This is a genomic window from Pontibacter mangrovi, from assembly GCF_006385705.1.
Lineage (GTDB): Bacteria > Bacteroidota > Bacteroidia > Cytophagales > Hymenobacteraceae > Pontibacter > Pontibacter mangrovi.
This window is the reverse complement of the sequence record NZ_VFRQ01000021.1, coordinates 1-22896: the sequence shown is the minus strand read 5'-3', so window position 1 is coordinate 22896 and position 22896 is coordinate 1. Positions and strand designations below refer to the sequence as shown.

General features: G+C 55.3%; 17 protein-coding genes. 8 read left to right on the top strand and 9 right to left on the bottom strand.

Annotation, left to right across the window (positions count from 1 at the left end):
• The first annotated feature begins 63 nt into the window (after positions 1 to 63).
• The 5 genes from FJM65_RS20920 to FJM65_RS20900 are packed head-to-tail and all read left to right on the top strand — an operon-like array spanning position 64 to position 7756.
• On the top strand, positions 64 to 810 hold the full coding sequence (locus FJM65_RS20920; protein ID WP_140624289.1) for a hypothetical protein: 747 nt from the start codon (positions 64 to 66) through the stop codon (positions 808 to 810).
• 40 nt (positions 811 to 850) lie between these two features.
• A complete protein-coding gene (locus FJM65_RS20915) occupies positions 851 to 3625 on the top strand; it encodes a TonB-dependent receptor (protein WP_140624287.1) in 2775 nt (924 codons plus the stop codon).
• Positions 3626 to 3629: 4 nt separating this feature from the next.
• A complete protein-coding gene (locus FJM65_RS20910) occupies positions 3630 to 4781 on the top strand; it encodes a DUF4249 domain-containing protein (RefSeq protein WP_140624285.1) in 1152 nt (383 codons plus the stop codon).
• 3 nt (positions 4782 to 4784) lie between these two features.
• Entirely contained in the window at positions 4785 to 7229 is a 2445-nt protein-coding gene (locus tag FJM65_RS20905) for a hypothetical protein (protein ID WP_140624283.1), read from the top strand.
• A 5-nt stretch (positions 7230 to 7234) separates the two neighbouring features.
• Entirely contained in the window at positions 7235 to 7756 is a 522-nt protein-coding gene (locus FJM65_RS20900) for a GNAT family N-acetyltransferase (protein ID WP_140624281.1), read from the top strand.
• 269 nt (positions 7757 to 8025) lie between these two features.
• Here FJM65_RS20900 and purB read toward each other — a convergent pair whose 3' ends face one another.
• Positions 8026 to 9381, bottom strand: a complete 1356-nt coding sequence (gene purB, locus FJM65_RS20895; protein ID WP_140624279.1) for an adenylosuccinate lyase — start codon at positions 9379 to 9381, stop codon at positions 8026 to 8028.
• Between the two features lie 363 nt (positions 9382 to 9744).
• Here purB and FJM65_RS20890 point away from each other — a divergent pair, with 363 nt between their 5' ends.
• Positions 9745 to 11733 carry a biosynthetic peptidoglycan transglycosylase gene (locus FJM65_RS20890; RefSeq protein WP_239023054.1) on the top strand — a complete coding sequence of 663 codons (1989 nt, stop codon included), beginning with the start codon at positions 9745 to 9747 and terminating at the stop codon, positions 11731 to 11733.
• Between the two features lie 88 nt (positions 11734 to 11821).
• Positions 11822 to 12862, top strand: a complete 1041-nt coding sequence (locus FJM65_RS20885; protein ID WP_181163830.1) for a bile acid:sodium symporter family protein — start codon at positions 11822 to 11824, stop codon at positions 12860 to 12862.
• A 695-nt stretch (positions 12863 to 13557) separates the two neighbouring features.
• Here the strand turns inward: FJM65_RS20885 and FJM65_RS20880 are convergent.
• From FJM65_RS20880 to hemG, 8 genes are all read right to left on the bottom strand, one after another.
• Positions 13558 to 13893: a DUF3817 domain-containing protein gene (locus tag FJM65_RS20880; RefSeq protein WP_140624277.1), complete on the bottom strand. Its 336-nt coding sequence runs from the start codon at positions 13891 to 13893 to the stop codon at positions 13558 to 13560.
• Between the two features lie 136 nt (positions 13894 to 14029).
• Positions 14030 to 15148, bottom strand: a complete 1119-nt coding sequence (locus FJM65_RS20875) for a chorismate mutase (protein WP_140624275.1) — start codon at positions 15146 to 15148, stop codon at positions 14030 to 14032.
• Positions 15132 to 16331: a pyridoxal phosphate-dependent aminotransferase gene (locus FJM65_RS20870; protein WP_140624273.1), complete on the bottom strand. Its 1200-nt coding sequence runs from the start codon at positions 16329 to 16331 to the stop codon at positions 15132 to 15134. The genes FJM65_RS20875 and FJM65_RS20870 overlap by 17 nt, the downstream gene beginning before the upstream one ends.
• Before the next feature lie 4 nt (positions 16332 to 16335).
• Positions 16336 to 17202 (bottom strand): prephenate dehydratase, encoded by an 867-nt coding sequence (locus FJM65_RS20865; protein WP_140624271.1) that lies wholly within the window; start codon positions 17200 to 17202, stop codon positions 16336 to 16338.
• Between the two features lie 226 nt (positions 17203 to 17428).
• Positions 17429 to 18535 (bottom strand): 3-deoxy-7-phosphoheptulonate synthase, encoded by a 1107-nt coding sequence (locus FJM65_RS20860; protein WP_140624269.1) that lies wholly within the window; start codon positions 18533 to 18535, stop codon positions 17429 to 17431.
• 301 nt (positions 18536 to 18836) lie between these two features.
• Positions 18837 to 19784, bottom strand: a complete 948-nt coding sequence (locus tag FJM65_RS20855) for a TerC family protein (RefSeq protein WP_140624267.1) — start codon at positions 19782 to 19784, stop codon at positions 18837 to 18839.
• A 172-nt stretch (positions 19785 to 19956) separates the two neighbouring features.
• Entirely contained in the window at positions 19957 to 20691 is a 735-nt protein-coding gene (locus FJM65_RS20850; RefSeq protein ID WP_140624265.1) for a polyprenol monophosphomannose synthase, read from the bottom strand.
• 17 nt (positions 20692 to 20708) lie between these two features.
• Positions 20709 to 22055: a protoporphyrinogen oxidase gene (hemG, locus tag FJM65_RS20845; RefSeq protein WP_140624263.1), complete on the bottom strand. Its 1347-nt coding sequence runs from the start codon at positions 22053 to 22055 to the stop codon at positions 20709 to 20711.
• Between the two features lie 111 nt (positions 22056 to 22166).
• On the opposite strand from hemG, the gene FJM65_RS20840 reads away from it, so the two are divergent.
• Complete coding sequence (locus tag FJM65_RS20840; protein ID WP_140624261.1) at positions 22167 to 22697, top strand: D-glycero-alpha-D-manno-heptose-1,7-bisphosphate 7-phosphatase; 531 nt, start codon at positions 22167 to 22169, stop codon at positions 22695 to 22697.
• Positions 22698 to 22896: the final 199 nt, after the last annotated feature.

Below are 22896 nucleotides of genomic sequence, written 5' to 3'. Positions count from 1 at the left end.
TCATAACACACATTTAGCTCTATATTTAACTGTCTTAATTAGCTGTAGCTCTATCCCCTGTTCATGCAAAAGTGCCTTTTTTCGCTTGTCTTCCTCTTGATGCTACCGCTGTTGCCGCTGCCGGCCCTGGCGCAGGCGCAGCAAAACGATACCAGCTTTGTAAGCGAGGCTGTGGCAGAAGCAGTGCAACTGTACAGAAAGAGCATCAACATACAAAGCCATTTGTACACAGGCGCTGAGTACCATGTGCCGCAGAGGCCTTACCTGGATGGTGATCAGTATTACGGGAGCAGCAAGTATGCGCCTGCGGCTGTAAAGTATGACGGCGCGTGGTACCACGACGTGCCGTTGCTGTATGACGTGGTGCAGGGCGAAATCGTGACGGTGCACCCAGCCAGCGGGTATGCCCTGAAGCTGGTGAAAGAGAAAGTGGAGGCCTTTGTGCTGCCCGGGGATGAGGTATTTGTGTCTCTACACCCGGATACGGCTGCCGGCGCTGTGCTGCAGCCCGGGTTCTACGGGGTGCTGTATGATGGCCAGGTAAAAGTATATGTGCTGCGGGATAAGGAAGTACAGGAGCGGGTGACGCCCGACGGCTTGGAAGGAGAATTTAAAGTAGTGGACAAATATTTCCTTTATAAAGATGATGCCTACCATGAAGTGAGCAGGAAAAGGCATGTGCTTAGCCTGCTGCAGGACGAGAAGAAGCCGCTGAAAAAGTTTATCCGCGAAAATAAGCTCAGGTTCCGAAAGCAGCGCGAAAAGGCTATCGTCAGCGTAGCGCAGCAGTACGACAAGCTCAAGAACTAATGCCCTTCCTGTTCCAGACTCACCCCCTTACCGTTTTTCTATGCCGCACTTCTACCACAAACTCATCCTTTCCATACTTATACTTACCGGCCTTACCGTGTCGGCCTTTGCCCAGCAAACCGCCGGGCCACTTGTAACGGGCAAGTATGCTAATACGCCGTTTCAGGAGTTTGTAGAGGATCTGGAGGCGCAGACGGCTTATACTTTTTACTTCGACCGGGAGGCGGTAGACAGCGTTATGGTGAGTGTAGAAGCGGACGCGCTGCCGCTGAGCCAGGTGCTGGAAAAGGCTTTGCTTGGAACAGAGCTCCGTTTTGCCATCAGCCAGCAGCGGCAGGTGTTTATTACCAGCCAAATACCCGTGCTCACCAGCCTGCCCGATGGATTTTTCAACAAAGAGGAGGATGCCGCAGGGGCAACGGCTCCCCAGCTGGCCGAGCAGTACCTGCCCCAGCCGGAGAAAAGAAAAAAAGTGGTGTCGGAGCTGAAGCTGTATGAGGTTGGCGTGCCGGGAAGCAGCAGCAAGGCGAACCTGGCGGGCACCATCCGCGATGCCAACACCGGCGAGGCCATCATCGGCGCTTACGTCTACATCGAGTCCCCCAACATAGGCACGGCCACCGACCAGTATGGCTACTACTCCCTGACTTTGCCCGTTGGGCGGCATGAACTGAAGATACGCGCCGTGGGCCTGAAAAACACCCGCCGGCAGGTGATGCTCCACAGCGACGGCAAGCTGGATATTGAGATGGAAGAGGATGTGCGGACGCTGAAGGAGGTGCTGGTGGAAGCGGAGAAAGACCGTAACGTGTCAGGCTTGCAGATGGGCATGGAGCGCCTCGACATCAGAACGATAAAGCAGGTGCCCACTGCCTTCGGCGAAACCGATATTCTGCGGGTAGTGCTCACGCTGCCGGGCGTAAAATCGGTGGGGGAGGGAAGCACGGGCATGAACGTGCGGGGCGGCTCCACCGACCAAAACCTGATTCTCCTGAACGACGCCACCATCTATAACCCCTCGCACCTGTTTGGCTTTTTCTCGGCTTTTAACCCGGATGTGCTGAAGTCGGTGGAGCTGTACAAGAGCGCAATACCGGCAAAGTATGGCGGGCGCCTGTCGTCGGTGCTGGAGGTTACCACCCGCGAGGGCAACAAGAAAGAGTTTACCGGCTCAGGCGGCATCGGCTTACTGACAAGCAGGCTGACGCTGGAAGGGCCGATCGTGAAAGACAAAACCTCGTTCCTGATCGGTGGCCGCACCACCTACTCCGACTGGATACTGAAGCAGCTGCGCAACAAATCGTTTAAGAACAGCGAGGCCTCTTTTTATGACCTGAATGCGCAGGTTAGCCACGAGATTAACGAAAAGAACAGCCTCTACCTGACCGGCTACATCAGCAAAGACCGCTTTAAACTGGCTGCCGACACGCTGTACCGGTACAACAACCGGAATGCAAGTATAAAATGGAAGCACAATTTCCATAACAAGCTATACAGCGTGCTCACGGGTACCCACAGCCACTACAGCTACGACATCACGAATGAGGAAAACGCTGTGAACGCGGCCAAGCTAGCCTTCGGCATCGGCCAGACCGGGCTGCAGCTCGACTTCAACTACTTTCCAACTTCCAAGCATACTTTAGACTTTGGCGCGAGCGCCATCCGTTACCAGGTGTCGCCGGGCACGCTAACGCCCAACAGCCCCGAGTCGCTGATAAGTGCAGACAAGGTGCAGCAGGAGAAGGCGCTGGAAAGTGCCGTTTATATCTCAGACAGGTATGATGTGAGCCAGCGGCTTTCGCTCTCTTTCGGGCTGCGCTATTCGCTGTTCAACGCGCTGGGCGCCCGTGAGGTGTATACCTATGCGGCTGGCGTGCCTAAAACCGTGGGCACCGTAACCGATACCGTATCCTATGGTGCCGGAAAGCCAGTAGCAACCTACCATGGGCCGGAATTCCGTTTTTCGGCCAGGTATGGCCTGTCAGACAATTCTTCTGTGAAGCTGAGCTACAACAGGCTGCGGCAGTACGTGCACATGCTCTCCAACACTACCACCATGTCGCCAACTGATACCTGGAAACTGAGCGACAGCAACATAAAGCCGCAGATCGGCGACCAGGTGGCGCTGGGCTACTACCGGAACTTCCGGGCGAATACAGTTGAGTTTTCGGCGGAGGCATACTATAAGTGGATGCAGGATTTCCTGGATTACAGAAGCGGCGCCTCCATCATCATGAACCACCACATCGAAACCGACGTGGCCAACGCGGAGGGCAAGGCTTACGGCGTGGAGGTGATGCTGAAGAAGGCCACGGGCAAGCTGAACGGCTGGGTGAGCTATACTTACTCGCGCACGCTGGTGCGGGTAAACGACCCGGCTACTTCCGAGATCATCAACAACGGCGCGTGGTATGCGGGCAACTATGACAAGCCCCACGACTTCACCCTGATCAGCAACTACCGCTTCAGCCAGCGTTTTAGCACCTCGCTTAACTTTACCTACAGCACTGGCAGGCCTATTACGCTGCCGCTGGCAAAGTATTACGACGGCTCCACGCAGCGCATCCTGTACTCAGACCGCAACCAATACCGCATCCCCGACTATTACCGGGTAGACTTTGCCATGAACATCGAGGGAAACCACAAGGTGCAAAAGCTGGCGCACAGCTCCTGGACACTGGCCGTGTACAACCTGACGGGGCGCAAGAACCCTTACTCTGTATACTTTAAATCAGAGAACGGCAGGATCAGAGGGTATAAAATGTCGATTTTCGGGCAGCCGATACCTACCATAACCTACAACTTTAAGTTTTAAGCGCATGAAAACCAGAAATCTGAACGTGCTACTAGGTTGGCTAATGGCGCTGTTGCTTAACGGTTGCATAGAGCCATATGCACCCGAGGTGCTGGAGGCGCCCAATAGCTATTTGGTGGTAAACGGCTTCATCAATGCCAACGGCCCTACAAATGTACAGCTGCTCCGCACCCAGAACCTGAACGAAGAAGTGCCGCCTCCTGCCGAGACAGGGGCGACTGTGTCGATTGAGGCTGAAAACGGAGAAAACTACAGGCTTAGCGAGACAGAGGCCGGATACTATACGGTCGGCAACTTAGGGCTCAGTCCGGCAAACAAGTACAGGCTCTACATCAAAACCTCTGATGGCGAAGAATACCTTTCTGAGTTTGTAGCGGTAAAGCAGACCCCTGAAGTGGGGGCGGTAACCTGGAAGCCCATAGACGAAGAGGTGCAACTGTACGTGAGCGCGCAGGACCCAGAAAACGATACGCGCTATTACCGCTGGGAGTACGAGAGCACCTGGCAGTTCAGGTCGGCTTTGTTTACGAACTTAAAGTTTGATGGCGACACGGTGGTATACCGCACCGACAGCGACGAAGAAATCTACTACTGCTGGAGGTCGGACCACTCCACCACCATCGAGCTGAGCAACTCCACCAGGCTGAGCCAGGACGTGATCAGCAACTATAAACTGCTGACCATCCCACACAACTCCGAGAAATTGGCGATTAAGTATAGTATTTTGGTGAAACAGTATGCCCTGACGCGGGAGGCGTATGAGTACTGGGAGACCCTAAAGAAGAACACCGAAAGCATCGGCACCCTGTTCGACCCTTTGCCTTCGCAGCTAAAAGGCAACATCCGCAACATCCATAACCCTGATGAGCCGGTGGTTGGGTTTGTGTCGGCCTCTACCATGCAGGAGAAAAGGATTTTTATAGACCACAAGGAGCTACCGAAAGAATGGCGGCTGTACTTGCCCATGTGCACAGTGGATACCTTGCTTTTTGAGGATAGGAGCGTGAAAGACCTTTTTCAGGGTGGGGGGCTCATGCCTGTTTTCGAGCTCTATGCCCCTAGCGGTCCATTCGTGATCGGCTATACGTATGGCGCTAAAAGCTGTGTAGACTGCCGGACAAAAGGAACCAATGTAAAACCAGCGTTTTGGGAATAAGCCATGAACTCTAACCAGATGCCGCACCAGCTCTTCATACTTTTCCGGGGATGTGCCCGCGCTGTGCTTTGCCTTGCGTTTTGCCTGGCTACGGCCCATGCGTTTGCGCAACAGGTGCCTTTTGCAAGTATAAACAAAGCCTTTGAACAGCACCGCAACCATGCGCTGCAGGAGAAGCTGTTCCTGCACATCGACAGGCCGGTGTATGTGTGCGGCGAAACCATGTGGTTTAAAGTATACAACGTGGACGGCACGCGGCACCAACCGCTGGACATGAGCAAAGTGGCGTATGTAGAGGTGCTGGATGCGCAGCAGAAGCCTGTGCTGCAGGGCAAGATCGGGTTAAAGGCAGGGCTCGGGAACGGCTCGTTTATATTGCCGGCCACGCTGGCATCGGGTAACTACACCGTCAGGGCATACACCAACTGGATGAAGAACTTTAGCCCGGACTTCTACTTCGAGCAGCCTGTCACGATCATCAACACCTTTCAGCAGCTGGATGCGGCGGCAAAACCCACGGCGGCGGCACATGCTGTTCGGTTTTTTCCGGAGGGCGGCAATTTAGTAGCCGGTGTTGCGAATAAAGTGGCTTTTCAGGCAACCGAGCAAAGCAGCGGTAAAGGCCTTGCCTTTACCGGCATCCTGCAGGACCAGCAGGGCGACACGGTGGCGGAGTTCTCGCCGCACAAATTCGGGATCGGCCATTTTACCTTTACGCCTGCCACAGGCAGCCGCTACACCGCTGTCATCACGCTCCCGGACAGCAGCAGCTTTAAGCAGAAATTACCGGTTGCACAAGAGCGAGGCTACGCCCTGCAGTTGCAGGAAACGCCAACAGGCCAGCTGAAACTCACGGTTTGGCAACAAGGGGAGCTGGGAGAGCAGCTATACCTGCTGGCGCATACCAGGCAGGCGGTGGCCTTCTCAGCTGCAGCGGCCCTTAACCAGGGGGCTGCGGTGTTTTTGGTGGATAAGGCAGCGCTGGCAGATGGCATCACCCATTTCACGGTGTTTAACGAAAGCCGACAGCCGGTGTGCGAGCGTTTATACTTTAAGTCTCCGGCCCAATCCCTGCAGCTCAACCTGGCCACGAACAAGCCCCACTACGGCATCCGCGAGAAAGTGACGCTGGACCTGCAGGCGCAGCTGCCTACAAGCCAGCAGGTGCCGGCAAACCTGTCGCTGGCCGTGTACCGGCTGGACTCCCTGCAAAAAAGCATTCCAGAAAGTATAGAAAGCTACCTCTGGCTCACCTCCGACCTGAGAGGGACAGTAGAAAACCCCGGCTATTATTTTTCCGAAGCCGGCGCTACGGACCAGGAGGCGATGGACAACCTGATGCTGACGCATGGCTGGAGCCGCTTTGCCTGGCAGGATGTGCTGGCCGAGGAGCCAGCCAGGTTGCAGTTTTTGCCGGAGTATAACGGCCACCGGATCAACGGCAGGGTAACGTTGAGCACAACAGGAGCGCCTGCTCCGCGGGTGGTTACCTACCTGGCATCGCCCGGCAAGCGGGTGCGCCTCTACAATGCCACCAGCGATGCAGAGGGGCTCATCAGCTTCGAGATGAAAGACTTTTTTGGCGACAGGGATATCGTGGTGCAGAGCGACTTCACGAAGGACAGCACGTATCATTTTGAGATCTTCAGCCCTTTTTCAGATATGTATGGGGCGGCTAAACCAACATCATTTAACATTTCTGAAGGGCTGGCGCAGGCCTTAACGCTGCGCCATGTGCAGGCGCAGGTGCGGCAGGCGTATTTCGGCAAGTACATAAACAGAACCGTACCGCCAGCCGTGGACAGTTTGTCGTTCTACGGGCAACCCGATGAGCAGTATCTGCTGGACGACTACAAGCGCTTTAAGGTGATGGAAGAGGTGATGCGGGAGTATGTGCCGGGCGTGCAGGTAAGGAGAAGCGGCGGCAAGTTCCGTTTTATGGTCTTCAACCGCCCTTACAAAGGTATCTTTCAGAATAACCCGATGGTGCTGCTGGACGGCGTGCCTGTTTTCGACATTGACAAGATCATGGCGTTCGACCCGCTTAAGGTAAGGCAGCTGGATGTGATAACGAGCAGGTTCTTTAACGGGCCGATGGTATATGAGGGCCTTGTGAGCTACACCACCTACAAAGGCGATCTGGCCGGATTTGAGCTGAACCCCAAAGCGCTGTTACAAGCCTACGAAGGTGTGCAGCTGCAGCGGGAGTTTTACGCACCTGCTTACGACACGCCGGAGCAGCGGCAAAGCCGCCTCGCCGACCTCCGGAACCTGCTGCACTGGCAGCCCAACCTGATGGTGGAGACAGGCAAAGGCGGGCAAGTTGATTTTTATACTTCAGACCAGCAGGGTGAGTACTTGGTAGTGGTGCAGGGCATGACAGAGAGTGGCTTGCCGGGCAGCCAGGTAACTACCTTTCGGGTAGAGGAGCCGCTTACAAGAAAATAGCCAGTATGATGAAAACAGAAGCGTATAGCAGCCTCAGCGCAGCTACCAGGGCAGTGCTGGAGCAGTACGTGGAGGAGGAATTTGGGCAAGTGCCCTTTGTGCAGGAGCGGGAGTGGGCAAGGCCAGATTGGGTGCTGCTGGCGTATGAGGGCGACGCCATCGCCACGTTCTGCCATGTAGTGCTGCGCGAGGTAAGCATCGATGGGCAAACGTATAAAGTTGCCGGCATCAACAACGTCATCACCCCGAAGGCTTACCGGGGCAAGGGCTATGCCAGCCAAGTGCTGCGGCAGGCGGCGCCGTTTATCTTTAGCCAGTTGGGCTGTGCCTATGGCCTTTTGCTTTGTGCAGATGCGCTGCTGCCTTTTTATAGCCGTCTGGGCTGGTACAGCCTCTCTAACTGCACTTTATACTATCACCAGCCAACCGGGGAGCAGCTATATGATTCCAACACCATGCTGCTGTTGCCGCCCGGGCAGCAGCCTATCCGGCCACAGCACATCCACCTGAACGGCTTGCCCTGGTAAATAAAGTATGGCAGCCCGGCAGTGGCAGAACGTATGGATTACACCACTATCAGTTAGTTCGTGCGCAGTGCCTTTTACAAATTTACAGGCTGATTCCCCTCCTTGGAGGGGCAAGGGGTGGGTTTTAGACTGTAAATAAACTGTGGAACCAATCCAGGCGCAATAATCAATCAAGATTAGTATTAGTTTGATTTACAGACATCAAACTATAAAAAGAACGCCCCGGCAGTTTCGGCTGCCGGGGCGTTCTTTTTACGGCGAAGTTATACCTATGTAAGCTGATCGACGCCGGTGTAGTTAAACGGTGAGATCTGCTTCAGCTCCGCCTTCACGGCATCGCTTACCTGCAGCGTGTCAATGAAAGTATGGATGCGCTCCTCGGTCATCTTCTCGTTTTTGCGGGTCAGCTCCTTCAGGGCCTCGTATGGCTGCGGATAGCCCTCGCGGCGCAGCACCGTCTGGATTCCCTCGGCCACAACAGCCCAATTGTCCTCCAGGTGGGCGTGCAGGGCAGCCTCGTTCAGCTCCAGCTTTCCGATGCCTTTCTCCAGCGATTTCAGGGAAATGAGCGCGTGCGCCAGCGGCACCCCTACGTTGCGCAGTACGGTAGAGTCAGTCAGGTCGCGCTGCAGGCGGGAGATAGGTAGCTTGGCCGACAGGTGCTCCAGCAGGGCATTGGCAATGCCCAGGTTGCCCTCGGCGTTTTCAAAATCGATTGGGTTTACCTTGTGCGGCATGGCCGAGGAGCCTACCTCACCGGCCTTTATCTTCTGCTTAAAGTAACCCATGGATACATACTGCCACACGTCGCGGGAGAAGTCCAGCAGGATGGTGTTCAGGCGTTTCAGGCCATCAAAGTAAGCGGCCAGGTTATCGTAGTGCTCTATTTGGGTGGTGTACTGGCTGCGGGTAAGGCCCAGCTGCTCCTGCACAAAGCGGTTGCCGAACTCGGGCCAGTTGATGCTTGGGTACGCCACGTGGTGGGCGTTGAAGTTGCCGGTGGCGCCGCCAAACTTCGCCGAGAAAGGCACCTGCGCCAGCAGGTCCAACTGGCGCTGCAGGCGCTCGGCAAACACCATAATCTCCTTGCCCAGGCGGGTAGGGGAGGCCGGCTGGCCGTGCGTGTGCGCCAGCATCGGCACGTTTCTCCACTCGTGCGCCAGCCCCTGCAGGTTCTGAAGTATGGCCTGGTAAGCTGGCAGCAGCACGCGCTCATGCGCCTCGCGCAGCGACAGCGGGATGGCCGTGTTGTTCACGTCCTGCGAGGTAAGCCCAAAATGGATGAACTCCTTGTGCTCGCTCAGGCCCAGCTGGTCAAATTTCTCCTTCAGAAAATACTCCACCGCCTTTACATCGTGGTTGGTGGTTTTCTCGGTTTCCTTTATCGCCTGGGCGTCTTGCTCCGTAAAGTTCTTATAGATGGCGCGCAGCTCCGGAAAAGTGCTGTGGCTAACTTCCTGCAGCTGTGGCAGCGGTAGCTCGCAGAGCGCAATGAAGTACTCCACCTCCACCAGCACACGGTAGCGGATGAGGCCAAATTCTGAAAAGTACGGGGCAAGGTCGGCGGTGTGGCGGCGGTAGCGGCCATCCACCGGCGAGATAGCAGTGAGTGTTGTCAGGTTCATGGTATGGGGATGAGGTTATCCTGTTCAAAGATACACAGGTTTGCCACACGAAGCCAGCGTTGGAGGCGCCTTGCGTTACGGCCGCAGAATTATATCCGCCTGATGCTGCACTTACGGAATAGGTAACAGTTTGATTTATAGGGCGCTTGTGGATGGGCTATATCTGCAAGTATGGCACTAACCTTGTGGTGAAAGGCGTTACAGGTATATCTTATCAGGTTTGTAGCCGTAATAGTTGGGTACATATTGGTATATAGGCTCATATAAGTAGGAATATATTTCACTCCGAGGAAGTATGAGCATAAATTTTTTGATACAGATCTTATTACTTATTTCGCACCGGATTATACTTTGGACCATCGTTTGAAAAATAAAATATGGATGTGGGTCGGCGGTGTGCTGGCCTTCTTTGTGCTATTGTTTGTACTGTTGTTCGCCTTCCGTAGCAAGCTGTTGAGCTATACCGTAAACCGCGTTATCGCGAAGGTGGAGAGCCGCTACCCGGTGGATATGCACATCGGCAACGCCGAGTTTGTAGACTGGAACTCGGTGGTGCTGAGCGATATCTCGCTGGTGCCGCACGACCGGGACACGCTTTTCACTACTGACAGCGTGTATGCCTCCGTCGGTCTCCGCTCACTATTTAAGGGCCGCATCGTGTTCAGGCGCCTGGAGGTAAACGACAGCTACCTGACCGCCGTGAAAAAGGGCGACGTGACGAACTTCGACTTTCTGCTGAAAAAAGACGAGAAAACGCCTGCGCAGCCCAAAGACTCCACGGCCGCGGGCCGCAATTACGGGCAGCTGCTCAACCGCCTCATCGAAACCGCCTTCGACAACGTGCCCGACCAGGTGGACTTTAAAAACCTGAACGCCTCCTATACTTCTACTAACCGCACCATAGACGTTCGGATGCCTTACCTGTTGGTGGACGACGGCACGATTGAGTCGGATGTGTGTGTGCGCACAGACTCTTTGGTGAACAACATGCATGTGAAGGGCACCATCGATGCGCGCGATTACAACATTTCCGCCAGCCTCTTTGCCTCCGATACCGCCGGCATACGCCTGCCCTACGTGAAGCAGAAGTTTGATGCGACCGTCGCTTTTGATACGCTCCACGTCAGCCTGAAAGATAAAAAGTACCGCAACAACAACCTGACCGTGCGGGGCAATGCCATGGTGAACAACCTGGTGATCAACCACCCGAAAGTGGCCGCAGAGGATGTGCATGTAGCGGAGGGAGCCGTGGATTATGTGGTAACGCTTGGGCCAAACCTGTATGTGGTGGATAGCCTGACGGAGGTGCGCGTAAACAAGGCCCGCGCCAACGTGTATGCCTCCTACCAGCCACGTCCGTCCAAAATCATCGACCTGAAAGTAAAGACCGACAAGATACCGGGCAACGACTTCTTTAACTCGCTGCCGGCGGGGCTGTTCGAGAACCTGGAGGGCATTCAGGCGCAGGGGTGGCTGCAGTACGACCTCAAGTTTCACCTGAACATGGACAGCCTGGAGCAGGTGGTGTTCGACTCGGACCTGGACGCCTCTAAGGACTTTAAGATCGTGAAATGGGGCAACACGAACATCGAGAAGATTAACAGCTCGTTTACGCATACCATGTATGAGTATGGCAAGCCGATCCGCACGTTCACGGTAGGCCCGGCCAACCCGTTTTACGCGCCGCTGCATACCATATCGCCCTACCTGCGCAACGCCATACTTTCTGCGGAAGATGCGGGCTTCTACAGCCACAAGGGCTTCCATGAGGAGGCTTTCCGGCAGGCGATCATCAAAAACCTGAAAGAAGGAGAGTTTGCCCGCGGCGGCAGCACTATCTCCATGCAGCTGGTAAAGAACGTGTTTCTGACGCGCCAGAAAACCGTGGCCCGTAAGGTGGAGGAGGCCATCATTGTGTGGCTGATCGAGAACCTGGACCTGGTATCCAAGAACCGCCTGTTTGAAGTATACCTGAACATTATTGAGTGGGGGCCGGATGTGTACGGGGCCAAGGATGCTTCGCGCTTCTACTTCGGCAAGCAGCCGTCGGAGCTGAACCTGGCGGAGGCTATTTTCCTGACCAGCATCATCCCAAGCCCCAAACGATACCGCGCCTCTTTCGACAGCCACGGCAACCTGCGCAGCTGGAAGTCGGGTTACTACCGCATGCTGGGTGGCATTATGCGCCGCCGTGGCCTGATTACGCAGGAAGAGTATGAGAACCTATACCCGAACGTGCAGCTCTATGGGCGCGCCCGCGACCTGATCGTGACGGCACCGGACACAGCTACGGTAGAGGAAGAGGACACCAGCCAGTATGAACTGGAAAGCATCGACATGCTGGATTTTTAACCCATCAAAGTATAAAAACAGCCCCTGCAGCCATGGTTGCAGGGGCTGTTTGCTTTTTAAAAGTATAGTTTGCGTATACTTGCGGATGATGAAAAAAGAAGAGAACACCATACAGCAGGAGCCTCTTGGGCTGATTCCGAGGGCAAGGGCCATCGCTACCCGCGTGGGGCTGGACTGGTTTCTGGTGGCGCTGCTAAGTATGATCGGGCTGGCTTACCTGTGGCCGGAGCTGGGTGTGGACCGCGAGCCAATTTCGCTGGGCGATGTGGCCAATTATGGCGTATCCGTGATCTTCTTTTTCTATGGCCTGCGCCTGAGCCCAGAGAAGCTGAAAGTGGGATTGAGCAACTGGAAACTGCATGTGGTGGTGCAGCTGAGCACGTTTATACTTTTCCCGCTGCTGATCCTGCCGCTGCATACCTTGTTTGAGGATACGCCCCAGGAGCTGCTGTGGCTGGGGGTGTTTTACCTGGCGGCGCTGCCTTCTACGGTGTCTTCTTCGGTGGTGATGGTATCCATAGCCGGAGGAAACATACCGGGCGCCATCTTTAACGCCAGTATCTCCAGCTTGTTGGGTATTTTCATCACGCCGCTCTGGATGGGCATTTTCCTGACGTCCGGCACCGGAAACTTCGATATGGGCAGCGTGATGGGCAAACTGGTGCTGCAGGTGCTGCTGCCGGTTGTGCTGGGCATCCTGCTGCACCGCTTCTGGGGCGCTTTTGCAGAGCGTAACAAAGGCCGCCTCCGTGTGTTCGACCAGGTGATTATCCTCCTGATCGTGTATACTTCCTTTTGCGAGTCGTTTGCGCGCAAGATGTTCAGCGGCTATAGTATAACGGATGTGCTGCTGCTTGGCGCTGCCATGATCGCGCTGTTCTTTCTGGTGTACGGCCTTATACTTACCGTTTCCAGGCTCCTGGGCTTCAGCCGCGACAACCAGATTGCAGCTGTTTTCTGCGGCTCTAAAAAGTCGCTGGTGCATGGCACGGTTATGTCAAAGGTGCTGTTCCCGGGCGGAACCATGGTCGGTATCATTCTTTTGCCCATCATGATGTACCATGCGCTGCAGCTGCTGGCCTCCAGTATCATTGCACAGGCCGAGGCACGGAGGAAGGCGGGGGATTAGCTTTGCAGTTGCCATCGTGTTTGCTTGAAGGGGGAGCAGCTGGATGAAGTATAAGTTGAAAGTATGAACCCACCCCTAACCCCTCCGAGGAGGGGAATTATACTATGTTCCATCGCCCACTCCTTTATCAAGGGCCTCTACCTCTAAAACAGGAGAGGGAGCTTTTACTGTACCGGGCCCAACCACCCCTGCCCCTCAGAGCTACGCTCGCTACCTTCGAACTCCCGTTCTCGGTAGTCTAAGGAGGGGAATCATACTTACCGCTCTCTCTGTCATCTCGAGCAGCGCGAGAGATCTATTGGGAATCTATAGAGATCTCTCCCGAGGGGGGAGATGACAGCAGGGGCCTTGGCTGCCGAAAACTGATCCCAATCTTTCCGTTGAGTGCCTTGTGAGATTCCGGTGCCGCCTTGGCGGCATTGCGACGTTAGGAGCAAAGGAAGGGAACACAGCGCGATACCCGAAGGCGAGGCCTCCCGGCCTTGAGGGCACCAAAGTATGAGATGAAACTTTAGGTTCGTAAGGCTGAGGATCAGCAGGAGCTAGAAAGCATAGCTTGGCTCCGGTTGCAGGAAGCGGCGGCTAAAAGAGGCACAAGCGGACGCTTGCGCCAGGTAAAGAAGCGTGGCTATGAAGTATAAAAAAAGCCCCACCTGCTTCTGCTGATGGGGCTTTCAACTATTTAAAATCACAAACTAAGCTACTTGTTTCTTTGGCGCTTGTTTCTTTTGTACGGCCTCCTGCTCTTCCTCTTGCAGCAGCTTTTTATCAAGCACAAACGGCCCGAAAGGCAGGAGGGAGGCAATAAAAGCCGCCGCTACTTTACGTAGGCCCCAATTGTTCGCTAGCGTAACCTGCAGCAGCGCCAGCATGTACAGCACAAACAGCACCCCGTGGGCCCAACCAACATACTTTACAAACAGCGGCATGTCAAACATATACTTTAGCGGCATGGCCACACCTAGCAGCAGCAGGTAAGACAGACCTTCGTAGAGGCCCACTGTGCGGAAGCGGGAGATTGGAGTTTTCATAAAAGCTATTTTCTGAATAGTTGTTGTTGTCTTGCAACATGGTAAAGGTACAAAACGTGCCTCACTGCGCGCCTCAATTTCGACAAGAGCCCTGAAATAGCGCCCACTCAGCCATATTTAGACAACAGGATGCATTTTATAGCTTCTGAGAGGCTGACTTTTGCTGGGGCGGCGTGGCAAAAACCTCGTTCTGCAGGCCCAGCGAAAAACTGTGGATGCTGTCGAAAATGGCCTTTACAAAATCCTCCTCCAGGCCCATGCCTGCAGCCACCGACAGCCTGTTTTCCAGTAACTGGCGCCAGCGGCCGGCCTGGTAAATGTCCAGCGCGTTCGCACGCTTATACTCTCCGATGCGCTTCGAAACATCGGCGCGCAGGAACAGCACATTCAGCAGCTCGTTATCCAGTTTGTCGATGAGGCTACGCAGGTCCTGCAGCTGCTCTGGCTGCGCCACCCGCTCCGTTTCCAGGTCCAGGGCGGTCAGGAGTTTGTCCAGGCCTGCCGGCGTTACCTGTTGGGCCGCGTCGCTCAGCGCTACGTCCGGGTTCGTGTGCGTTTCAATCATCAGCCCGTCGGCACCCAGGTGCAGGGCCTGCTGGCTTACCGTTTCCAGCAAGTCGCGCCGGCCGGAAATATGGCTGGGGTCGCAGAGCAGCGGGATGCCCGGGGCCAGCCCACGGATTTCTTGTATCGTATGCCACTTGGGGTGGTTGCGGTAAGGTTTGCTGCCCGGCGTAGAGAAGCCGCGGTGTATCAGGGCCAGGTCCGTAATGCCGGCGCGGTTTAGCCGCTCCAGCGCCCCCAGCCACAGCTGCATGTCCGGGTTAACAGGGTTTTTCACCATCACCGGCACATCTACGCCCTGCAGCGCATCGGCAATCTCCTGCACCGAGAAAGGGTTAACGGTAGTGCGGGCACCCACCCAAAGTATGTCCACGCCATATTTCAGCGCCTCCTCCACATGCTGCGTGTTAGCCACCTCTGCGGCTGTTTGCAGGCCCGTTTCCTGTTTCACCGTTTGCAGCCACTCCAGCCCCACGGTGCCCACTCCTTCAAACATGCCGGGGCGCGTGCGCGGCTTCCAGATACCAGCCCTGAAAATAGATACGCGATGGTCTTTCTTTAGCTCCCGGGCCGTCTGCAGCATCTGCTCTTCTGATTCGGCGCTGCAGGGGCCGGCAATTACGGTTGGCAGCGGGCCGCCGTTCAGGATCTTGGTAGTAGCAGCAATGTTTAGGTTAGATGTTGTGGTCATGATGATTGTTATGTAATGTTTCTGTTGTTGATTTAACTCTTGTAATAGCTTCTTTAATTTGTTCTGCCGGCGCGCAGAGCGATACGCGCAGGTAACGCTCGCCCTGGCTGCCAAATATTTTGCCGGGCGTCAGAAAAATGCCTTGGGTGTGTAGTAGCTCGTCCAGGTATACTTCCGCATCGGTAACATGCTGCGGTAAGCGTGCCCATACAAACATGCCTGTCTGGTTTGGTTGATAGGTGCAGCCAAGCGCATCCAAAAGGCGGTGCGCCAACTGCTGCCGCTGCGAGTATACCGCGTTTCGCCTGGCATGCCAGCCGTCGTCGTGTTGCAGCGCGGCAACAGCCGCCTCCTGCACCGGCAGCAGCTGCCCCGAGTCGAGGTTGCTTTTCACGGCAAGTATGGCGGAGAGATAATCCGGCTGCCCCAGCACCATGCCCACGCGCCACCCCGCCATGTTATGCGATTTGCTCAGTGAGTTCAGCTCCAGGCAATTGGCCTTGGCCCCAGGTATACTTAAAAGACTGAGCGGCTGCTGCTGGTGCAGCACCAGGCTGTAGGGGTTGTCGTTGAGGAGGAGCAGGTTGTGGCGCTGCGTAAACTCCACGAGCCACGCCAGCGTGTCGGCTGTGGCAGCGGTGCCGGTGGGCATGTGCGGGTAGTTTATCCAGATCATCTTCACACGGCCTTGGGCCACGAGCTGCTCCAGTTCTGCCCGTTGTGGCAGCCAGTCTGTGGCCTCCTCCAACGTATAAGTTACCGCTTCTGCACCGGCTAGCCGGGCTGCGGCGGCATAGGCAGGGTAGCCCGGGTTGGGCACCAGCACCCTGTCGCCGGGGTTCAGGAAGGCCATGGAAACGTGGAAGATGCCCTCTTTGGAGCCAGCCAGCGGCAACACCTCCTGTTCCTGCACCTCCACCCCGTATACCTGGCCATACCAGTTACTTATGGCTTGGCGCAGGCGGGCGGTGCCGTTGTAAGGCTGGTAGCCGTGGCTGTCCGTTTGCCGCGCCGAGTGCACCAGCGCCTCTACGGTAGCGGCGGCAGGTGCCATGTCGGGGCTGCCGATGCCCAGGTTGATGATGTGCCTGCCTTGCGCCTGCAACGCACGTACTTCTGCCAGCTTGCGCGAGAAATAGTACTCCTGTACCTGCTGTAGCCTGTCTGCTTTAGGAATGATCATGGCTTTATACGATGGCTGCTGTTCTCTTCTGTATAATGTTTGCCGCCGGGCGAGGCGCTTTCTGCAGCAGCCCCAGCACCTGCAGGTCTTCCACCAGCGGCCTTACCTGCGCGATTGCCTCCTGCAGCTGGTCTACATGGTTTGCCTCCAGCTCTGCCACCAGCTGGCCCCGCAGGTCGGTAGCGGGTAGGGTTTGCAGCATTGTCAGCTCTACCTGGTGCTTCTGCAGCATGCTTAACATCAGCGCAAGGGTAGCAGTATGCAACGGCTTCCGGAAGGTAAGTATGGCTTTGTCGGCGGTAGTGGAGACAGGGGGGCAGTTTTTTTGCAGCAGCAGGAAACGGGTGTGGTTATGCAGGTTATCCGCGATCCGTTCTTGCAGAACCTCTAAGCCATACAGTTCTGCGGCTGCCTTTCCGGCTATAGCGGCAGTGTTTTGCAGCTGCCTTTCACAGATCAGTTTCGCGCTGTCGGCGGTGTCGGGCGTTTCCTGCGGCTGCAGGTGCGGGTGCTGTTGCAAAAAGCCGTTGCACTGGGCCAGCGCCACCGGGTGCGAGAGCACGTCCCGAATGCCGGCAAGTGACTGCCCCGGCAGCGCCAGCAGGTTTTGGTCTATGGGCATCCAGTGTTCTGCCACCACATGCAGGCCGTGCTCCTGCAGTAACGCATAGTTGGGCAGCAGGCTCCCCGCCAACGTGTTCTCGATGGCCATCACAGCTGCATCTACCTCCGATTGTTGCACCATGGCGCAGAGCGTGCGGAAGCTGGTGCAATTTACTGTTACAATGCGCTTGCCGGAAAGCAGCTGGCGGGCTGCCGCATCATGGAAGGAGGCCGGGCCACCCTGGATGGCAATTTTAGTTTCGTACATGGCTTTAAGGAGAGGGTTAAAAAGAAAAAGCCCCGCTTTTGGCGGGGCTTCTCTGGTTTATACTTTGTTCAGTTCGCGAACACAATAGCATTACCTGTGGAGCCCCGGCGGAGTACCAAAAAAGTAATAGCTAAAGTAAAATGTGTTCAGCGACATGCGTTCTGTTCTAATTTATTTCTAAATCTAATCGATGTAAACGGAAGTTCCTAACAATACCTGCATTTTCTTACGCCACCGCCGACGACTCCACCCCGTTTTGAGGGCTTTGGCGGTGCTGTTGCAGCGCCTCCATCAGCGTTCGCACAAACTGGCTGTCCATCTCGGTGTAATCATCGCGTTGCATCCAGGCATCCAGCTCCTTCTGCCAGCGGCTAACCTGCAGGCTCTCCTGCACGTCGCCCATCTGGTGCAGGTTTATCTTCTGCTTTACCTCGCGGCGGCGCAGCAACAGCTCCATCAGGGCTTTGTCCATGCTGTCCATCTGCTGGCTCAGGTCATCCAGCTGCTCTACCAGGTGGGTAGTGCCCTCTAGTTGCACCTTTGTCTCGATGGCGTTGATGAGCAGCTCCAGTTCCTGCGGCATCAGCTGCTGCTGTGGGCTGCTAAGCGCCGCTGCCGGGTTCGTGTGCGACTCAAACAGCAAGCCATCCACACCCAGGTCAACTGCTTTCTGGCTAACCGGGTACAGCAGGCTGCGGCGGCCGGCAATGTGGGCGGCATCGCAAAGTATAGGCAGCTCCGGGTGCATGTCCTTCAGCTGCAGCATGTGGTCCCAGCGCGGGTGGTTGCGGTACGGGTACTGCTCGTCGGCGGCAAAGCCACGATTTATCAGGCCCAAGTCGGTTATATCCGCCTGGTTCAGGCGCTCCAACGCGCCCAGCCACAGGCCCAGGTCCGGGTAAACCGGGTTGTTCACCAGCACCGGCATGTTGGTCCCTCTCAGGGCAGCGGCTATTTCCTCCATGGCAAAAGGGTTTACCGTAGCGCGTCCGCTGATGCTCAGGATGTCAACGCCATACTTCATGGCCTCCTCGGCGTGCTGTGCATTGGCCACTTCGCAAGCGGTGCGCAGGCCGGTTTCTTTTTTCACCATTTCAAGCCACTGTAGCCCCACCGTACCGACACCCTTGAACGAATTCGGGCGTGTGCGTGATTTCCAGATGCCTGCGCGCAGCACATTTATGCCCTTTATGGACTTCAGCTGCTGGGCTGTCTTTAGCATCTGCTCTTCGCTCTCGGCACTGCATGGTCCCGCAATAAGCACCAGGCTGCCGTCTGCGTGTCGGAAGCTGCTCTGTTGTGCTACATTGATCGGTGTTCTACTTGCTCTCATGGTTTTGGCATGTTAAATAATCTGTGTTTTGTTTTGGTTGATATAAGTCTGAGATGCGCTTAAAACAAAAGAGCCCCGCTTGTGGCGGGGCTCCCTTGGTGGTGTATATCTTACAACGTTTTACAGTGCACAATACATTACCTCGGAAGCCCCGTATGAGGCACCTTAAAGGAATTCGTATAAATGCAGGCCATTAGTTGTAGCATGTCTGTGCTTTATTTGTTGGCAATTACGAAAATTATAAAGTATAAATGCAAGTTTTTTGCTGAAAATATTTTTGCAGGTAAACCCTGTGTTAAGGTTAGTGCTCCTCCTCAGCGGGCGGCTCCGGCAGTTTGCTTTCTTTTTTGGGGAACAGCAGAGAGGCGATAACGGAAATAGCTAGAATAGCCCCCACCGCTATCAGTGCATAGCGCATGTCAATGTGGTAAATATCGCTGATAAGGAGCTTTACACCGATAAAGGCCAGGATAAGCGACAGCCCGTAGTGCAGGTAGTGGAACAGCTGCATAATGCCGGCCAGGGCAAAGTATAAAGCGCGCAGCCCCAGCAGGGCAAACACGTTGGAGGTATACACGATGAACGGGTCCTTGGAGATGGCCAGGATAGCCGGAATGGAATCGGCGGCGAATACCACGTCGGTACTCTCGATCATGATGAGCACCAGGAACAGCGGCGTGGCGTACCACTTGCCATCTATCTTGGTAAAGAACTTGCCGCCCACGGCCGTTTTGGTAATGCGCATGTGCTTGCTGGCCCACTTCACCAGCGGGTTGTGCTCCGGGTCTACCTCGCTTTCCTGCGAGAAAGCCATCTTTATGCCCGTGTACACCAGAAAAGCACCCAGTATGTAGATGAGGAAGTGGAATTTGGCGATGAGCGTAACCCCGACAAGTATAAAGAATGCCCGCAGCACCAGTGCTCCAAACACGCCCCAGAACAGCAGATTGTGCTGGTACTTGAGCGGCACTTTAAAGTAGTTGAAGATGAGGATGAAGACAAAGAGGTTGTCCACGCTCAGCGACTTTTCGATGAGGTAGCCCGTGAGGAACTCCATAGCCGGCTGCTCGCCCTCCCAGAAGTAGATAAGCGTGTTAAAGCCCAGGGCCAGCAAAATCCAGAAAAGGCTGGTAAGCAGCGCCTCCTTTATCTTTACCTCATGCTCCTTGCGGTGGAACACGAACAAGTCCAGGATGAGCAGGAGAACGACGAAAACGTTGAAAATGATCCAGAAGTAAATGCTATCCATACAGACGAGGAGGTTGTGCGGTGCTACAATGCCCAAATATAGTCAAGGTAAGCCAGACTTACTTAAGATGGATGGGCGGCTTACGGGTTTTAGCGCAGATTTATACTTTAAGCGTGCGCTTAAAGTATATAGCAGTCCAGGTTTAGCTGTAAAGATATCCGAACTACCGTGGCTAATAGCGGTCGAAGTGGCGGAAATAGCTACTGGCTTTCATCCGGAGCACCCCCAGCACGGCTTCCTTAAAAATGCCGGACGACATTTTGGAAACGCCCTTGGTGCGGTCGGTAAAGATGATGGGCACTTCTTTTATCTTAAAGCCATACTTGTAGGTCAGGAACTTCATCTCGATCTGGAAGGCGTAGCCCACAAAGCGGATCTTGTCGAGCTCTATTGTTTCCAGCACCTTGCGGCGGTAGCACTTAAAGCCTGCCGTGGTGTCATGGATGGGCATGCCGGTGACCAGGCGCACGTACCAACTGGCAAACCAAGACATCAGCACACGGCTCATAGGCCAGTTTACCACGTTTACGCCCTGCACATAGCGGCTGCCAATGGCCATGTCGTAACCTTCGTGGGCGCAGGCGTGGTAGAGGCGAATAAGGTCGTCGGGGTTGTGGGAGAAGTCGCAGTCCATCTCGAAGATGTACTCGTAGCCGTGGCGCAGCGCATACTTAAAGCCATGGATGTAGGCAGTGCCCAGGCCCAGCTTGCCCTGGCGCGTCTCCAGGTGCAGGCGGCCTGCAAACTCCGGTTGCAGCTCGCGCACTATATCGGCGGTGCCATCCGGGGAGCCGTCGTCAATGATCAGCAGCTCGAAGGGGTGAGGCAACGACATTACCTTACGCACCATCGCTTCAATATTTTCCCGTTCGTTATAAGTTGGGATGATCACCAACGCGTCCTTCATACCACAAATATAGCTAATCAGCTATTGTGGGCATGGGGCACGGCTGAATTAATTTTAGTGGCAAGCTCCTTGGCATAGCGGATACAGCTGGGCACCGACACGCCCGAATGCCAATTAGCGGCGGTATACATCCCTTCCTGCTCCAGGGCACGGGCCATGTCGTGGGCATCCTCTATGTGCAGGTCGAACTGCGGGATAGACTGTCGCCAGAGGTGTGCGTACTGGAAATTGGGCTTATCGGAGGAGATACCATGCAGTTCTTTTAGCTCCTGGTGCACCTGTTGCTGCAGCTGGTCCAGGTCGGTTAAAGCGTGTTGCCCTGCCTGTGCGCCGCCTACAAAGGTGGTAAAGAGCACTTCGTGGTGGCGGCAGCGGCCGCTGAAAACGGTGCTGCTCCAGATGCAACCCGCTGCAAAAGCGCCCTCTGCCTTCGGGTGCATGGCTCCAAAGCCTTCTAATTCGTGGGCAACATCACGGCGGTTGTAGGCCGTGTGCACCACTGCCAGCGGCGGGTAGTGCACGTTGTGCAGCGCGGCCGCCATACCCGGGAAAGTATACTGCAACAGGTCGGCGGCCTTAGGGGCGGGCAGCGCCAGCACCAGCAGGTCATACTCCTGGTTGTCGGTGTCGGTGGGGGCGGAGCAGCTGATAATGTACTTGCCCTGGCTGCGGGTGATCATCTCCACGCGGTGCTCGGTGTGCAGCGAGATCAGCTTTTCGGCGATTGCCTGTGGCAGGGTTTGCATGCCTTCTACAAAGGAAAACAACTCAAAGGCGCTCTTCTTTTTCTGCCGCTCCGCCAGCCCCTTCAGCACAGAGCCGTGCTCCTGCTCCAACTCCTTTAGCTGCGGAAACGTTTTGCGGATAAGCAGTTTGTCGGGGTCGCCGGCATAAAGGCCCGATACGTAGGGGGTGACGGCATAGTGCAGCGCGCCCTCCCCGAAGCGGCGCTCAAAGAACTCCGACACGGTTTCGTAATCGTGGCCGGCTGGCGGGATGTTCTTTTCCTTCAAAATGCGGAAGCGGGTTTCCTGCGGGAGGAAAGAGTCGGAAAGCAGGGAGAGCGGCGTGAGCGGCAGGCGCTGGTACGTGCCCTGGTGCAGTATGTAGTGATGGCGGCTGTTGCGGGAGGCAGGCAGCACTTCCTGCTCCAGCTTTAGCTCGCGTATCAGCTCATCTACCTCCGGAAAGTGCTGGATGGCGTTTGGGCCCAGCTCCAGCAGGTATTCGCCGGTTTTTACGGTGCGTATGTTGCCGCCTACCTGGCTGCCGGCCTCAAATAAATCGTAAGGTATGCCCATCTTTTGCAGGTAGTAAGCCAATGCCAACCCCGATATCCCCGCTCCAATTATTGCTACTCTCATCTGCTGCTGTTGGTGTATGCGGGCACAGGCCGCTTGCTGCCGCCGATGCCTCTCTTCTGCTATAAACGTTAAAATGTGTAATTTAGCGCCTCACCTCACCCCTTATACCACATGCAGAAACAGAAGTGCGTTTTTCTGGACCGCGATGGCGTGCTGAACCGAGAGCGTGGCGATTATACGTATGCGCTGGAAGATTTTGAAGTGTTGCCAGGTGTGCCGGAGGCGCTTAGGTTGTTGAAGAAGAACGGTTATTTGCTGATAGTGGTTACAAACCAGGGCGGCGTGGCCAAAGGATTGTACAATAAAGCGAATGTGCTGGCCTGCCACCAGAAGCTGCAGCATGCCTGCGGCTCCTTGATTGATGCGCATTATATGGCGCCCGGCCACCCTAACTTCTCCGCCTCCCTCGCCCGCAAGCCCGACAGCCTGATGCTGGAGAAAGCCATCGCCAAGTATAACATTGACCCCGCCCAAAGCTGGCTGGTCGGCGACTCGCTCCGCGACCTGGAAGCGGCCGAAAAAGTAGGCGTACGCGGCATACTGGTAGGCGATAAGTATGAGCCAGGCGCGCATGTATGGCAGCTGCATGATTTGTGGGAGGCGGCGCAGTTTATACTTAAGAATGCAGCTGGGGAAGTATAGGAAATGCGTGATATTCTAGCTATACTTACTTAGTGTTACAGCGCTTGTGAAGCGGGGTGTTTGCCTCCGCATATAGTGCAGATAAGCGTATGTTTACGCATAGCCGCTAGTATCGATATTGGATACCCAATGTTTGGTGCATAATAACTATGTGCATGCATAGCCGAATTTCTAGGGGAACAGTTTCTATAAAGACAAG

Bases quoted from the DNA above. Each gene is read 5' to 3' on its own strand.
- FJM65_RS20850 (WP_140624265.1), bottom strand. From the start codon at position 20,691: ATGAAGGACGCGTTGGTGATCATCCCAACTTATAACGAACGGGAAAAT.
- FJM65_RS20865 (WP_140624271.1), bottom strand. From the start codon at position 17,202: ATGTACGAAACTAAAATTGCCATCCAGGGTGGCCCGGCCTCCTTCCAT.
- FJM65_RS20880 (WP_140624277.1), bottom strand. From the start codon at position 13,893: ATGAAAACTCCAATCTCCCGCTTCCGCACAGTGGGCCTCTACGAAGGT.
- FJM65_RS20875 (WP_140624275.1), bottom strand. From the start codon at position 15,148: ATGACCACAACATCTAACCTAAACATTGCTGCTACTACCAAGATCCTG.
- FJM65_RS20920 (WP_140624289.1), top strand. From the start codon at position 64: ATGCAAAAGTGCCTTTTTTCGCTTGTCTTCCTCTTGATGCTACCGCTG.
- FJM65_RS20910 (WP_140624285.1), top strand. From the start codon at position 3,630: ATGAAAACCAGAAATCTGAACGTGCTACTAGGTTGGCTAATGGCGCTG.
- FJM65_RS20915 (WP_140624287.1), top strand. From the start codon at position 851: ATGCCGCACTTCTACCACAAACTCATCCTTTCCATACTTATACTTACC.
- FJM65_RS20900 (WP_140624281.1), top strand. From the start codon at position 7,235: ATGATGAAAACAGAAGCGTATAGCAGCCTCAGCGCAGCTACCAGGGCA.
- FJM65_RS20870 (WP_140624273.1), bottom strand. From the start codon at position 16,331: ATGATCATTCCTAAAGCAGACAGGCTACAGCAGGTACAGGAGTACTAT.
- FJM65_RS20860 (WP_140624269.1), bottom strand. From the start codon at position 18,535: ATGAGAGCAAGTAGAACACCGATCAATGTAGCACAACAGAGCAGCTTC.
- FJM65_RS20905 (WP_140624283.1), top strand. From the start codon at position 4,785: ATGAACTCTAACCAGATGCCGCACCAGCTCTTCATACTTTTCCGGGGA.
- purB (WP_140624279.1), bottom strand. From the start codon at position 9,381: ATGAACCTGACAACACTCACTGCTATCTCGCCGGTGGATGGCCGCTAC.
- FJM65_RS20855 (WP_140624267.1), bottom strand. From the start codon at position 19,784: ATGGATAGCATTTACTTCTGGATCATTTTCAACGTTTTCGTCGTTCTC.
- FJM65_RS20840 (WP_140624261.1), top strand. From the start codon at position 22,167: ATGCAGAAACAGAAGTGCGTTTTTCTGGACCGCGATGGCGTGCTGAAC.
- hemG (WP_140624263.1), bottom strand. From the start codon at position 22,055: ATGAGAGTAGCAATAATTGGAGCGGGGATATCGGGGTTGGCATTGGCT.
- FJM65_RS20885 (WP_181163830.1), top strand. From the start codon at position 11,822: ATGAAAAAAGAAGAGAACACCATACAGCAGGAGCCTCTTGGGCTGATT.